This is a genomic window from Planktothrix sp. PLAVEN19ND, from assembly GCF_057220675.1.
This window is the reverse complement of the sequence record NZ_CM170132.1, coordinates 913651-928398: the sequence shown is the minus strand read 5'-3', so window position 1 is coordinate 928398 and position 14748 is coordinate 913651. Positions and strand designations below refer to the sequence as shown.

The window sequence follows — 14748 nt, the reverse complement described above, 5'->3', positions numbered from 1 at the left end:
GACTTGAACCCGCCCCTACAAACGCTATAAATCTTGAATATATCCCATTTATCCTTAACAGTTAAACCTATTCCCCCCTTTTTAAGGGGGGTTAGGGGGGATCAATACAGCTTAACCTTTTAATAATTGATCCGCTTGTTTTGCCGTTTCAAAGAAATAGGCAACGTTTTCTTCTGGAGTATTGGGCAAAACACCATGCCCTAAATTCAGAATATGACCTTGATTTCCCGCTTTTCTAATGGTGTCTAAAATTCGATCCCGGATATTTTCTTTAGACCCGAATAAAATACAAGGATCAAGATTTCCTTGAACTCCAATATTGTGACCCAGACGTTGACGCGCATCGGCCATATCAACCATCCAGTCCACACTCACAAAATCAAACCCGGTTTTAGCCATCCGTTCTAATAATCCCGAACCGCCACTAATATAAAGAATTAAAGGCGTATCAGGATGGGTTTGTTTAACTTGATCAATCACCCGTTTTTGATAGGGAAGGGCAAAAACTTCGTAATCTTGGGGGCTTAATTGACCCGCCCAAGAATCAAACATTTGAATGACTTGGGCGCCAGAATCAATTTGATACCGGACATAAACGGCGATCGCATCGGCAATTTTTTCTAAGAATTTATGCAGAATTAAAGGCTCAGAAAATGCCATTTTTTTAATAATTGCATAATCCTTAGAACTTTTCCCTTCAACCGCATAGGCGGCTAACGTCCAAGGGGCACCCACAAACCCTAATACCGCGGCTTGATTGCCCACTTCTCGACGCAAAGTTTGCAGAATTTCTCGAATAAAAGGAAGTTTTTCTTCCGGTTCAATCGGATGCAGTTTTTCAACTTGTTCTAAACTGCGAATCGGAGGATTAATAATCGGCCCCTTGCTTTCGATAATATCAAAATCAATCCCAATTCCGGGTAAAGGGGTTAGAATATCAGAAAACAAAATCACCCCATCGGGTTGAAAAGCTCGGAAGGGTTGGAGAGAAATCTCAACAGCAATGTCCGTTTTTTCAGAGCGGTCACGGAAGGAAGGATATTTTTCCCGTAGATCACGATAGGCTTTCATATAGCGACCCGCCTGGCGCATCATCCAGACAGGGGGACGATCTAGTTTTTCACCACGAGTAGCGCGCAACAAATAAGGAATTTCGGTCGATTCGGTCATTTTAACGTTACTAAAAGTTTAAAAAAGTTTTTAGGCCAATTCTCAGCTTACCACTGAATGGTTTGACTGTTGACTGTTGACGGGTACAGGCGGGGAAACCCCGCCCCTACAATTAATTTTTGACTCTCCTCTCCCCCTGCTCCCCCTGCTCCCCCTGCTCCCCCTGCTCCCCCTGCTCCCCCTGCTCCCCCTGCTCCCCCTACTTCCCCTGCTCCCCCTGCTCCCCCTGCTCCCCCCAGGGCTGTATTCTCCTATCACCCCTAAAACTACTACTAATAGCACTTCCCATAACTCATACCTTTTTCCCTGACTTTTTCTGAAGTCCTTGACTTTTTTTAAATTTTCTATTAAACTTGTTAGCATCTTTTTTTAGAAAAAATGGCGATCGCTTTCCATTTTATCAGGTGGCGATCGCTCTTTCTTTACTCTTTTTCACCCGACTTTGAAACAGCCCTGGGGAGCAGGGGAGGCAGGGGGAGCAGGAGAGGTCAACTATTACCCATTCGTAATTCGTAATTCGTAATTCATAATTATTCTAGGTTTTTTGAATATTAGGATTAGGTTGAACTTTAGGAACTTGAACTTCTTGTAAATCGGGTAAAATAATCGGAGAAATGGGAGAATTTGTATTTTCTGAAACACTTTCCATCAGATGAGTAATCGGTTCTGTTAATTGATTAGGGTTCATAAAGATGATTTTTGAATTAGGACTTTCACTTAATTGTTGATTCGCGTCAACATATTGTTTTGTGATTAAAAATTTTAAAAATTCCTGACTATTGGTTTTTAATCCCAAGGTATCAGCTAAGACTTTAATAGATTGAGCTTGTCCTTGAGCTTCTAAAATTTCTGCCTGTTTTTGACTCTCCGCAACCCGTTTGCGTTCCATTGACTCCTGTATAGATTTAGGAGGGGTAATATTTTGAATATCCACCCGAATGATAATAATTCCCCAGGTCTTTGTTCCTTCTGCTAAGGCATATAATAATCTTCTATTAATTTCTTTAATTTTAGATAATAATTCTTCCAGATTTGTTAATCCAATTTCTGCGCGAAGTGTGGTTAAAACTAAATTAGAAATTGCTTCTTGGGTTTTATCAGTTTCAACGTTATAATAAAAGTTTTTTAAGTCTTCAATTTTCCAAAAAACCGCCGCATTAATTCTGAGGGTGATTTGATCTTTAGTAATCACTTCTTGAGGGTCAATATCCAATAAGCGTTCACGGTTAGTATCATAATAAACAATTTTCTCCGCCACAGGAATAATAAATTGGAGTCCTGGTTTTAGAGTCCGTCTATATTTACCTAGTCGTTCAACAATGGCTTGGTCACTGGTACTAATCACCTTCACTGAAGAATTCAGTGTAAATCCAATGATGATGGGAAATAAAATACCCAAAATATACTGGAACATAATTTTTTGAAAAAATTATAATTGAGTCGGAGAGTATACCCTGCCATTGTAGCATAATCTTGAGGCAAATCTGTCCCTACCCCCTTAAAAAAGGGGGAGATTTTAAAGATTAGGTTGAGGATTGAATTACACCGGAATGTCCGGTCATTTCTCCGACAGGTTCAAAGCGTCCTCCTAAATATTTAGCCAGAAATTCTTCGGCTACCCCATAGAAATGTAAGCGATTTTCAGGACGGGCAAATCCATGTCCTTCATCGGTATATAACACATATTCTACAGGTTTACCAGCTTGTTTCATTGCTTCAAAAATCTGCTCACTTTCCGCTTGTTTAACCCGGGGGTCATTTGCCCCTTGACCAATCAATAAAGGTTTCTCAATGCGGTCAACAAAAAATAAGGGTGAGCGCTGTTTTAAAAATTCCGATTCCGTGTCTAAATTCCCAACTCGATGATAGAAATTCTTGCGAATTGGTTCCCAATAGGGCGGAATACTTTGCATCAAAGTAATAATATTACTCGGCCCGACAATATCCACACCACAGGCAAAAACTTCGGGAGTAAATGTTAACCCCACTAGGGTCGCATAGCCCCCATAAGACCCGCCCATGATCGCAATTTTATCTTTTTGGGAAATGCCCTTTTCCACTAACCAATTCACCCCATCAATTAAGTCCTGGTGCATTTTTCCCGCCCATTCTCGGTTGGCGGCATTCAGAAAGGCTTTCCCATAGCCCGTTGATCCCCGGAAATTGACCTGTAAGACCGCGTAACCTCGGTTCGCTAACCATTGGGCTCGGGAGTCATAACCCCAGGTATCTCGCGCCCAGGGGCCACCATGAACTAACAGCACCGTCGGGGCGGGCAGGGCAACACCAACGGGTTTAGTTAAATAACCATGAATGGTTAACCCATCAATTGCGGTGTAAGAAATGGGTTCCATGGAGGCTAAAGATAAGCCTTCTAATTTGGGTTTATTACTGAATAAAAAGCTGTGGGTTTTGGTCGGGCGATCGTAAACGTAAAAATAAACTGGGCCGTCATCGGTGACAAAACTAATTAACCATTTTTCATCAGATAATGTTCGACTAATCCCAAATTCCCCCGGACGAATTTGTTTAATTGCCTCGATATCTTCGGCAATAATAGGATCAATAATTTGCCATTCTTCCTTATCTTTATAAAAAGAAACAGCCTCAATATTGCGGGTGGTGGGATGGGCTAATAATCCACCAATATCATATTCAGGATCTTCAGCAATTACGGTTTCTTGACGGGTGGATAAATCCAATGCAATTAATCGTTCAGCGTTGGCATCATGGTTTCCCACCATATACAAAATTTTGCCATCATTAGAAAATAAAGCCGCCCCGCCTTCTTCATCCGGCCCCCAATGACGCAGGGTTTCCCAAGGATGTTCGGGGGTTTCTCGATAGAGTAAATCAAACCCACCATCATCGGTGCTAGAACTCGCAGCCCGGATATTAAACTCAGCATCAGCCGTCCAACTAACAATATTCCCCGGATTTTCGGTATGAAAATCAACGGCGCCATTTTTTAAATTCACCTGATAAACGTCAAAAACCTGCGGATCTCTCAGGTTCATTCCAACTAAAATTTGATCGGGAAAATTGTGATCTAAATTAATAACTTGTGCCCGCACTCCTTGAAATGGAGTTAAGTCTCGGACAACCTGGGTTTGGACATTCACTAAATATAAATGCCAATTTTCATCGCCATCGGAGTCCTGAACATAAATCAGTTGATCCGGGTTATATGTCCAGAAAAAAAATCGAATTCCCCGTTTCGGATCACGGGTTAAAGATTGAGTTTCTTCTTGTCCAACGGTTTTTAACCAAACCTGTAAAATATTCTTTTCATCGGGGGCAATATAGGCCAGATATTTGCCATCGGGGGACAAACTGGGGCTAGTGCGTTCCGGGTTGCCAAATAGCAGTTCCCGGGGAATCAAAGGAGGAAGTTCGGTTACAGTGGCCATACTTTATGTATTCAAAACTTAACTTTTTCTATTGTGACTTAATTTTTCTAGGTTGAGGGGGGACTACGCCACCTTATCTTAGGGTTAACCGTTGAGTGTTAAAGGGATCAGCAGCAGTTCACTACTTTTTATTTGCATCCTTGGACAGAAAGAGTATAACTATATCCCAAGACCTTAATTCCTCCGACATTCAGATTAATTTGATAGGGTTGACTATCTGATCGGGGAGTGCCACTAATTTGTTGGGACTGATTTTGATCCAGAGGAATATCGCCTTCAAAGACTTGATCCGCAGTATCATCTGCATATTTTAGGTACATTTTAATTTTAAATATTCCCGGGTCATTAGATAAAGATTTAATCGTTGCAACATACTCGGTAAAGGCAGCATTGTTCGGAACGATAAAATCTGTGTCCCAGTTTCCTTGATAACCCACGGGAATGCGAGGAATAGTTCCCACATTGGGAGCAGACACTTGTTTTGTAACACTTGTTCCGTCCCCTTTAACAACCGCTAAAGGAGTACAGGTTTGGGCATTGACCGATAAACTCATGGGAAGTAATACAGTTAAGATTCCCAAGAAAAATAGAGGTCGAATCATTATTTTTGTAATAGATTTGATCATTAATTGTGATTCTATCGTTTTTTGTATCCTATTTACTAAGGGCAAAACACAGGGAAACCGTAGGATCTATCCCTCTTTTATTACCAAGGGGAATTTGAAGGAATTTATGCCCTTTTCAGCCTACAGGAAATCAGGCTTTTCCCTCAAAGTGATAAAAGAGGGTTACTTTGAGTCGAGCGATGGATCGTCAAAATGTCACCCGTCCAGAACAAACCTATGAAGCGGTTTTACAAAGTATTTCCCATCCTGGCTTAATTATTGCCATTGACTCGGATGTTCTCTACCAGGTGGTAGAACAGCAAGAATTAGCCGATTTGATTCCCCAAGCTGAATTAGTATTTTTGGAATCCTATCACGGTCACGATGCGTTTTTAATGGACATGGAATCTTTGAATCGTCTACTCTTAGTCTTTAAAGATCAAATATAAATTTCTTCTAATTTGTTAACATGGATGAGGTTTCGGAATATCTGACTGTTTCTGGTTTTTGATGGCAAGATTATGTCTTTGATAAAACTTAAAATCAAGACCAATATCTTAGAAAATATTAATTTTTTATATAAGGGATATGAGAGATTTTTCGGTATCTATCTGTCCGGTTCCCCCTGAACAGCGTCCTGTTAATGAATATCAAGAACTCAAAGAATCTTGGTTTTTTAGCTGGGTGACACTCAACTGGCCCCAATATTTGAGAAAATTGCTCTGGGTATGGTTGATTAGCTGGATTATTTTTTGTCCTGTCGCTGCGGTTAGTTTTACACCGAGCAAATATCCGGGTCAATTAATTCTCGGTGCCGCTTCTGGAGCAACTTTTATTTTAACCTTAGTCGTGATTCGGTTATCTTTAGGCTGGTACTATATTAGATCTCGTCTACTCAGTCCTAGGATTTTCTATGAAGAATCAGGATGGTATGACGGCCAGACCTGGCTGAAAACCCCGGAATTTTTAGTCCAAGATCAGTTAATTCTCACCCATCAAGTGCAACCAATTCTAACTCGATTACGACAAACCTATTATGGAATAGCCGGATTGTTGCTTGGAGGAGGACTAATCTGGGTCTTATTGTAAACAGTTACCGACCTGATCCCATATAAACTCTAAATTTTAAAATATGACACGGGGAAAACGAACACAAGCCAAAGAACTGGAAGTTAGACTCCTGCGGGAAGGACTGGTTGAGTCTACCCATCGGGTGCAAGCGACTGTCTGTGACCACCGAGGACGGGTGTTATCCGTTGCCGGAAACTCCGACACCGCCACCTTTATCCGTTCTGCCTTAAAACCCTTTCAAGCCTTAGCCGTGACCACCACAGGCACACTGGAACGATATGATTTAACTGATATTGATTTAGCGATTATTTGTAGTTCCCATCAGGGAACCGTTGAACAGGCTCGACAGGCTTTTAATATTCTCTGGCGGGCGGATGTTGAACCCGTACAACTCCAGTGTCCGATTCCTGAAGGGAAAAATAGCCCCCTACAACATGGCTGTTCGGGAAAACACGCCGGAATGTTAGCGGTTTGTCAACAATGTCATTGGCCCTTAGAAAGCTATTTACAACGGAAACATCCTTTACAACAACTGATTATTGGTAAAGTCGGAGAATTATTAGGACTACCCCCCGATGAGTTCCTCAGCGCCAGGGATGACTGCGGCGCACCCACCTATTATCTGGAATTGGGTCAAATGGGGATACTATATGCTCAATTGGCTTCTGGAGATAACCTAGACCGGGAACGAATTGTCCGGGCGATGACCCATCATCCTGAAATGGTGGCTGGAGAGGGACATTTTGATACGGAATTAATGCGTTTAACCGAGGGAGAACTGGTCAGTAAGTCGGGGGCGGAAGGGGTGCAATGTGTGGGACGTATTGGCGAAGGTATGGGATTAGCAATTAAAGTTATGGATGGGTCACATCGCGCTAAATACGCCACGGCGATTCATCTATTAAAACAAATGGGTTGGATTACACCGACCATCGCGGAAACCCTCTCGGAAAAATTCCTGACCCTGAGTGATTTTAAGCGTTTGGATGTGATCGGCGAATTATCGTTTTTGTAAATCAGGACTTACGCATCACCGCCATCAACAGTAGGGGTAGTTCATGAATTACCCCTACATCTAGGGTTACATCCCCAAATTTGCGTAAGTCCCGATTCTTGTTACTGATTTTGACAAAAATTTAATTGGGGTTTTGAATCAAAAGCCAGAAAGTTAATTAAAATTCATCGGGAAAGTCATCCGTAGGATTTCCTAATAATTTAAGAATAGTCTCAACATTATTTAACTCTCCAACAATCCGACGGACGGGTTTCGGCCAGACTTTAATTAAGGTGGGGGTGGCGGAAATTTGGTCAGCTTCGGCTAAGTCGGGATGTTTTAAAACATCAATCACTTTTAAAGTGTAAGGATCACCAATAGAACCTTCTAAGAGTTGATGTAGGGTTTGTAAGGTTTTTTCTGTCACCAGACTATTACCGGAGACAAATAACCGCAAAATATAGCCTTTGGTTTCATGCCGTTGGGGTTGAGGAGATAAATTGAGCTTAAAAGCTGGAGATCGAAGTTCCGATTGATTTTCGGGGGTGATGGAATCATCACTTAGATTTGTTTTTTTGACCTGAACAATCAAATCATGATTTTCCCACAATTTGGGAAACTGTTCATAGTAAGTCGCAATAATTAAAGGGTTACAAACTTCTTCGGAATTTTTTGTGGGTTGCCAAACTAAATCCCCAGTATCAAACAGGGTATTTAATAAGGTTTGGTATTGCAGAACTGGGGGATAGGCTTCTGCGGAAAACTGGATCTCTTGGGTTTGGGGGTTGACCCATTGATCATAGGTGGCGGTATAGCAAGGAATTAAAAAATGAGGCGGTTCAGGCAAACCGAGAAATTCTTGTAAATAAATACAAAGATCAGAATGCCAATGACGCTGTTTATTGGGGTCGATACAGTAGGCGACATCACCCCCGGGGGTGAACAAAGCGATCGCTTTAAATGAATGATTGACCGTAGACTGAAATAAACTCAAGGTATCATTCCATCTGTAAAAAATGGGTAATGGATAATAGACTAATAACTGTTAACTGATGACTGTTAACTGATGACTGTTAACTGATGTTGTTAGACTCGCCCGCGCAACATTTGGCTCATCTCGTTGGGGAAAGGAGAAACCTCTAAACAAATCTCCTCCGTAATTCGTCCTTCCTGATAAAGTGTGTAAAGAGATTTGTTCATAGTCGTCATCCCTTCATAGGTATCTTTGAGCATAATTTGATTGATGTCTTCAAACTTATCTTTGACGATATATTCCTTAATCACATCCGTGTTGATCAGAACATCGTGAAAAGCAGCCCGTTTACCATCGGTGGTTTTACACAACAATTGAGCAATAATAGCCACCAAAGATTCGGAAATAGACACTTTAATCGAAGGTTGTTCCTCGGCGGTAAACATATCCAAAATCCGAGTTAAGGTTTTGACCGCACTATTGGTGTGTAAGGTTCCAGAAACTAAGTGACCCGTTTGTGCCGCTTTTAAGGCAATTTGCATCGTTTCTTTATCCCGAATTTCTCCCACGAGTAAGACATCTGGATCTTGGCGCAAAGCTCCTTTCAAAGCATTAAAAAACTTCAAGGTATGACGTCCGACTTCTCGGTGTTTAATCAGGGATTTTTTACTTTCGTGAACAAATTCTACCGGGTCTTCAATAGTAATAATATTGTAGGCATAGTTGCGGTTCATGTAGTCAATCATGGCCGCTAGGGTCGTAGACTTACCTGACCCCGTTGGCCCGGTAACTAGAATTAATCCCTTATGATATTGACAGATTTTTTTAAATACCTCTGGTAACTTCAACTGTTCCAAAGTCAAAATCGACGAACCAATTAACCGCAACACCAATGAAGGGCCATTGAGGGCGTCAAAAATGCTAATCCGAATTCGCACAAAACCTAAATCCGCCGCGCCGTCAAAGTCTAAGTTTTCCTGAAATTGCTGGATTTCCTCATCGCTTAATACCTCCATCAACCAACTCATGAAGGTGTTCAAGTCGGTGTTCGGCCACTCCAAAGGCACAATATCCCCCCGTTTCCGAAAGCGTGGCGGCTCATTTACCCCTAAGTGAACGTCGGAAGCTCCCTCCTCGTTGGCTCGTCTGACAATATCCACTAAAGTTGGGTTTCCCGGGCTTGGGCCCCTATTTCTGGGTGCGACCATCACCCTTGTGGTTGTCGCGGTAGCCTGAGCCGGTGCAGAAAGAGTGGTTGCAGTGGTCGCGCCCGGAGGTGGAGGTGCTTTAGGTGCGGGTGGACGGGGTGGAACCCCTGGAACTCCCGGAACAGGTGGACGAGGCACAGGTGGACGCTCTGATTGTGTCATATCGCGTGACCTTAGAATAGAAACAATTAATTCTAGCTGAAATAGTAAAATCCCATATTCCTAGTTTACCCCCCAATCCTCTGTTGCAGCAAAGAATATCAACAAAAGTTTGAGAGCGAGGATGTTCAGACTCTATTCTTGTTAGTTTTACCCTGAATAATGATAAACTTCAAGCAGAATCAATGGTTGTTTATCAATAGTTTACTTGAGTTAATCAGTATGAATTCAGTGGATTTAGCCTTTACTTCTGCCCTAGAACAAGCCCAATTAATTCGCACTAAAGTTATCTCCCCTTTAGAATTAGTTAATCTTTATTTAGATCGAATTCAACGGTTAAATCCTCTGTTGGGTTGTTATTTTACCGTGATGGCAGATAGGGCTTTAGCATTGGCGAAAACCCAAACGGAACAATTAGTCCAGATTTCAGAGATTAACGATTTACCGCCTTTTTTTGGGGTTCCCATTTCTATTAAAGATCTAAATCCCGTTGCCGGAGTCCCTTGTACCTATGGCTCCCGGGCTTTAATGGATAGAATCGCCACCTATGATGATGGGGTGGTCAGCCGGATTCGTCAAGCCGGATTTAATATTTTAGGGAAAACGGCGACCTCAGAAATCGGTTCCCTACCCTACACCGAACCCGATGGTTTCCCTCCCGCGCGTAACCCTTGGAATTTAGACCACACCCCCGGAGGCTCCAGTGGTGGGGCGGCGGCGGCCGTTGCAGCCGGGTTGTCCCCGGTCGCCCATGGGTCGGATGGTGGGGGGTCGGTGCGCGGCCCAGCTTTTTGTTGTGGTTTGGTGGGAATTAAACCGACTCGGGGGCGCGTCTCCCATGCTCCGGTGGGGGACTTCCAAAGTGGGATTTCTACCGATGGCCCTTTGGCTCGTACCGTGGCCGATGCCGCGGCTTTACTTGATATTATGTCGGGATATATTTTGGGTGATCCCTATTGGCTACCTGATCCGAATCCTTCCTTTTTAGCCGCCACTCAACAACCACCCAAGGCTTTAAAAATTGCGATCGCCCCCTCTATTTTACCCGGTAGTTCCCTCTCCCCAGATTGTGAACAAGCCTTTAAAAATACTGCCCATCTCCTCGAACAATTGGGTCATCAAATCGAACCCATTAACCTGGATTTTAGTGATATTCTGGAACCCTTTATTGCGGTTTGGAAATCGGGAGTAGCCGCGGCGGGAATTCCCCCAGAATATTTAGGCTCAGTGAATCAATGGTTAATGTCAACGGAAATTACCGCCGGACAATATTTGCAAGCGGTGTCTAAAATGCAGGTCGGGGGTCGTCAAATTGTGGTGTCTTTAAGTCCCTTTGATGCGGTGCTTTTGCCCACCTATACGCACCCAGCAATTCGGGTGGGAGAATATGCCCAACTTTCCCCCCCAGAAACCTTACAACGGATTACGGAATGGATTTCTCCCTGTCCCGGTTTTAATGTCAGTGGCCAACCCGCGATCGCGATTCCCACCGGATTTACCCCAGAAGGTTTACCCCTGGGGGTGCAGTTAGTGGGAAAACCAGCCTCTGAAGCCACTTTAATCGCTTTAGCTGCCCAACTTGAAGCGGCACAACCTTTTTCCCACCACCGCCCCCCGATAGCGATCGGATAATTCGATGCTAGACTTTTGGGATTGTTTAACCTCGATCTTAGATTATGGTTCAAATTCCCCTTTCTGCTTCTGCGCAGCCCACCAAACGCCAGTGGAAACAATGGTTATTTCCCCTGAGTCTTTTCACAACTACTATTTTAAGTGGTTTTCCTCCGTTTACCCTTCCCAGTCGGGCGGCGGAATCCGTTGTAATTAGACAGGGATTTGTTTATGCAACGGTTTCCGTCAAAGACTTAAAAGAATTTGCAGAAACGGGGAAAGTTCCCGTGGGGTTATTAGGTTATTTTAGCTTTTTAAAGCCCGAACAAAAGCAACAGGCTTTAGGAGCGTTAAACATTAAAATTAAAATTAAAAATGAAACCGTTGAAGAAATTGTTAATAGTCAGGTGGGAACTAGACTGTTAACCGATATTGATACGATTATTTCTGCGGATAAATCCCAAGGCGGAACCGCGATTAAAACAGCTATTCTGTCTTCAGCTAAATCTGAACAAGGCCTATCCGTTATTAATTTTTTAGAAAACTATCCTTTGCCGACTATTGAGATTAATCTTCCCCGAGCCTTTGGGGTTTTAACACGATTAAATCAAGGATTTTGGCAAACTCAACGCTTGCTTTTAGAAGTCTTACCTAAACTCACCCATGAAGGATCTCAAGCTCCATCAATTCCTTTTGATCCGAGTCAACCCGGGCCAGGGAAAGTGGAAATTACTCGCCTAGAATTGCTGGACAAACAACGTAATCGCAATATTCCCGTTTATATTTATTCCTCCTCAACCGCCACACCCGATAAACCCTTAATTCTTTATTCCCATGGTCGAGGTTCCGATTATCAAGAATTACGATATTTAATGGAACATTTAGCCTCCCATGGCTATACGGTTATTGTTCCTGAACACCCCGGGAGTAACGCGACTTTTGTGGATAAGAATTTGTTTTTATCTCCCACGGAAATTATCGAACGTCCCCAAGATTTGATTTTTACCTTGAATGAATTAGAAAAACTAAATATAAATGATCCCAGATTTAAAGGTAAATTTAATACCAATAATACTTTAGTCTTTGGATACTCCTTTGGCGGAGCAACGGCCTTAGCTTTAGCTGGAGGCGAGTTCCAAATTGATCAATTAAGGAAAAATTGTGATCAGAGTTTTATTACCTTTAGTTTAGGAAAAGCTACCCAATGTTTAGCCGCAGAACTTCCTAAAGATCGCTATAGATTTAGTGATCCACGAATTAAACGGGCGATCGCATTTTCCCCCACCGCTTCGGTTATATTCGGAAAAACAGGATTAAATCAAGTTCAAGTTCCTACTTTAATTCTCACCCAATCATCTGATAAAGTGACTCCCGCTTTACCTGAACAAATTGCTATTTTTCCCCAAATTAAAACCGAAAAATTATTATTAGGGATTTTAGGAGCCACCCATTTAAGCGTTAGAGATCCCGGAACTATTGGGGATCAAAGCTGGATTCCTGTGACTCCCATTTCCGGTGGTGAAATCGTGGGAAATGCCTCACAAGATGTTAAGAATTACGCTAAAGCTATTGTTTTAGCCACCGCCGCCCAACTGACTCCCGAAGCCGAAAAATATAAGATATTTCTCACTCCAGAATATTATCGATATATCTCAACTCCTGCTTTTCCCGTACGTTTAATTACTGATATTCCCCCGGAAACTCAAGTTTTTATTGAAGACTTATTAAAAACTCAGTATTAATGGGTATAATTGTAATTAAGTTAAAAAACTTCGTTGTTGCGATGCGGCGCACTCTTGTTAGGGCTTTAGCAGCAACAACGAAGGGATTTCTTGATGTTGACTTATTGAGATGTACAAACCTTTCAAATCTGATTTAAATAAAATCCCATAAATATCCCTATCTTAAAAATCGCTTATGACTCCTAAAAAAATTCTAGGCTGGGGCGCCGTCGCCTTGGTTGTTTTGTTTATTTCCTCGGGCGATACATTCAAATTTTTACCCAAACCCGCCAGAGAAGCGAGCAAGACCAGCCGTGCGTTTGTTGTTAGTTTATGGCCTAAATGGTTAAAACCTAAAGATACTAACGAACAACGGGAGAAAGAAATTGAAAAACTTGATAAGGGTCAGCCAGTAAAATAGGGAGGCAGGGGGAGCAGGGGAGGCAGGGGAGGGAAGGATTTAGAGTAATTCTATTAATGAGGAGTTAGGAGTTAGGAGTTAGGAGTTAGGAGTTAGGAGTTAGGAGTTAGGAGTTAGGAATCATTACTCCCCCTGCTCCCCCTGCTCCCCCTGCTCCCCTGCTCCCCTGCTCCCCCTGCTCCCCCTGCTCCCCCTGCTCCCCCTGCTCCCCCTGCTCCCCCTGCTCCCCTGCTCCTACTCCCCTCCCCCTTCTCTAATCCTTCTTCATCCAGCTAAACATAGCGCGTAAATCTTTGCCGACTTCTTCGATGGGATGTTCGGCTTCTTGACGACGCATGGCGATGAAACCTGGTTTTCCAGCTTGATTTTCTAGGACAAAATCTCTAGCAAATTGGCCGGACTGAATTTCACTGAGAATTTTCCGCATTTCGGCGCGGGTTTCGTCGGTTACAATCCGAGGGCCGCGGGTATAATCTCCATATTCGGCCGTATTAGAAATACTATCGCGCATTTTGGCTAAACCGCCTTCCACGACTAAATCTACAATTAATTTAACTTCGTGTAAACATTCAAAATAAGCCAATTCTGGTTGATAACCTGCTTCAACTAAGGTTTCAAATCCGGCCTTAATTAGAGCACTTAAACCGCCACATAAAACCGCCTGTTCACCAAATAGGTCAGTTTCGGTTTCTTCGCGGAATGTGGTTTCTAAAACACCACCACGAGTGCCACCAATGCCTTTAGCATAGGCCATTGCCCGGTCGCGGGCTTGTCCAGAGGCATCTTGATACACCGCAAATAAGGCGGGAACTCCTTGGCCCTGTTCGTAGGTGCGACGGACTAAATGCCCTGGGCCTTTGGGGGCGACCATCACCACATCGACATTAGAGGGGGGGACAACTTGACCAAAGTGAATATTAAATCCATGGGCAAACGCTAAGGTTTTGCCTTCAGTTAAATAGGGCTCAATTTCATTTTTATAAACGGTTTTTTGCACTTCATCAGGCAGAAGAATCATAATGAAATCAGCAGCTTTTGCTGCGTCTTCCACACTATGCACTACTAAACCTGCGTCTTTGGCTTTGTGTGCTGATTTACTGCCAGGATATAGCCCGACAATCACATTCACGCCACTATCTTTTAAATTCAGGGCATGGGCATGACCTTGGGAGCCATAACCAATAATTGCAATAGTTTTGCCCGCCAAAATATCTAAATTGGCATCGGCATCATAATACATTCGAGCCATTTGGCTTCTCCTTCAAGTGCTGATTGGGTGTGTATACAAAACTTCCATCATATCATTAAAACTAATCCTGGCGCTGACAAGTTAAATAATAGGGGATGGGGAATAGTCCATGGGCTATGGGCAACATGGGGTTATGGGTTGGTCTGCATAAATCTG

At 42.9% G+C, this 14748-nt stretch carries 13 protein-coding genes and 1 pseudogene; 6 read left to right on the top strand and 8 right to left on the bottom strand.

Going from position 1 to position 14748, the window contains the following annotated elements:
- Positions 1 to 111 precede the first annotated feature (111 nt).
- From hemE to AC2D3N_RS04070, 5 genes and pseudogenes are all read right to left on the bottom strand, one after another.
- A complete protein-coding gene (gene hemE, locus AC2D3N_RS04090; RefSeq protein WP_484692860.1) occupies positions 112 to 1170 on the bottom strand; it encodes a uroporphyrinogen decarboxylase in 1059 nt (352 codons plus the stop codon).
- Positions 1171 to 1422: 252 nt separating this feature from the next.
- Positions 1423 to 1533, bottom strand: a pseudogene (locus AC2D3N_RS04085) (ISAs1-like element ISPlr1 family transposase); the annotation flags it as partial.
- A gap of 172 nt (positions 1534 to 1705) precedes the next feature.
- Complete coding sequence (locus AC2D3N_RS04080) at positions 1706 to 2584, bottom strand: SPFH domain-containing protein (protein ID WP_079677926.1); 879 nt, start codon at positions 2582 to 2584, stop codon at positions 1706 to 1708.
- A 109-nt stretch (positions 2585 to 2693) separates the two neighbouring features.
- On the bottom strand, positions 2694 to 4580 hold the full coding sequence (locus AC2D3N_RS04075) for a S9 family peptidase (RefSeq protein ID WP_484692859.1): 1887 nt from the start codon (positions 4578 to 4580) through the stop codon (positions 2694 to 2696).
- 128 nt (positions 4581 to 4708) lie between these two features.
- On the bottom strand, positions 4709 to 5182 hold the full coding sequence (locus tag AC2D3N_RS04070; RefSeq protein ID WP_144017685.1) for a hypothetical protein: 474 nt from the start codon (positions 5180 to 5182) through the stop codon (positions 4709 to 4711).
- A gap of 203 nt (positions 5183 to 5385) precedes the next feature.
- Between AC2D3N_RS04070 and AC2D3N_RS04065 the strand changes: the two genes are divergently transcribed.
- From AC2D3N_RS04065 to AC2D3N_RS04055, 3 genes are all read left to right on the top strand, one after another.
- On the top strand, positions 5386 to 5634 hold the full coding sequence (locus AC2D3N_RS04065; protein ID WP_079677929.1) for an alpha/beta hydrolase family protein: 249 nt from the start codon (positions 5386 to 5388) through the stop codon (positions 5632 to 5634).
- A gap of 139 nt (positions 5635 to 5773) precedes the next feature.
- Complete coding sequence (locus tag AC2D3N_RS04060; RefSeq protein ID WP_079677930.1) at positions 5774 to 6274, top strand: CGLD27 family protein; 501 nt, start codon at positions 5774 to 5776, stop codon at positions 6272 to 6274.
- 43 nt (positions 6275 to 6317) lie between these two features.
- Positions 6318 to 7271 carry an asparaginase gene (locus tag AC2D3N_RS04055; RefSeq protein ID WP_079677931.1) on the top strand — a complete coding sequence of 318 codons (954 nt, stop codon included), beginning with the start codon at positions 6318 to 6320 and terminating at the stop codon, positions 7269 to 7271.
- Positions 7272 to 7428: 157 nt separating this feature from the next.
- Here the strand turns inward: AC2D3N_RS04055 and AC2D3N_RS04050 are convergent, their stop codons facing one another.
- On the bottom strand, positions 7429 to 8244 hold the full coding sequence (locus tag AC2D3N_RS04050) for a circadian clock KaiB family protein (protein ID WP_484692858.1): 816 nt from the start codon (positions 8242 to 8244) through the stop codon (positions 7429 to 7431).
- A gap of 92 nt (positions 8245 to 8336) precedes the next feature.
- Positions 8337 to 9593 (bottom strand): type IV pilus twitching motility protein PilT, encoded by a 1257-nt coding sequence (locus AC2D3N_RS04045; protein ID WP_079677990.1) that lies wholly within the window; start codon positions 9591 to 9593, stop codon positions 8337 to 8339.
- Between the two features lie 219 nt (positions 9594 to 9812).
- Between AC2D3N_RS04045 and AC2D3N_RS04040 the strand changes: the two genes are divergently transcribed.
- From AC2D3N_RS04040 to AC2D3N_RS04030, 3 genes are all read left to right on the top strand, one after another.
- Complete coding sequence (locus AC2D3N_RS04040; RefSeq protein ID WP_484692857.1) at positions 9813 to 11222, top strand: amidase; 1410 nt, start codon at positions 9813 to 9815, stop codon at positions 11220 to 11222.
- Between the two features lie 44 nt (positions 11223 to 11266).
- Complete coding sequence (locus AC2D3N_RS04035; protein WP_484692856.1) at positions 11267 to 12943, top strand: alpha/beta hydrolase; 1677 nt, start codon at positions 11267 to 11269, stop codon at positions 12941 to 12943.
- A 175-nt stretch (positions 12944 to 13118) separates the two neighbouring features.
- Positions 13119 to 13343 carry a hypothetical protein gene (locus tag AC2D3N_RS04030; RefSeq protein WP_079677935.1) on the top strand — a complete coding sequence of 75 codons (225 nt, stop codon included), beginning with the start codon at positions 13119 to 13121 and terminating at the stop codon, positions 13341 to 13343.
- A gap of 253 nt (positions 13344 to 13596) precedes the next feature.
- On the opposite strand, the gene ilvC is transcribed toward AC2D3N_RS04030, so the two are convergent.
- Entirely contained in the window at positions 13597 to 14592 is a 996-nt protein-coding gene (ilvC, locus tag AC2D3N_RS04025; RefSeq protein WP_079677936.1) for a ketol-acid reductoisomerase, read from the bottom strand.
- Positions 14593 to 14748 lie beyond the last annotated feature (156 nt).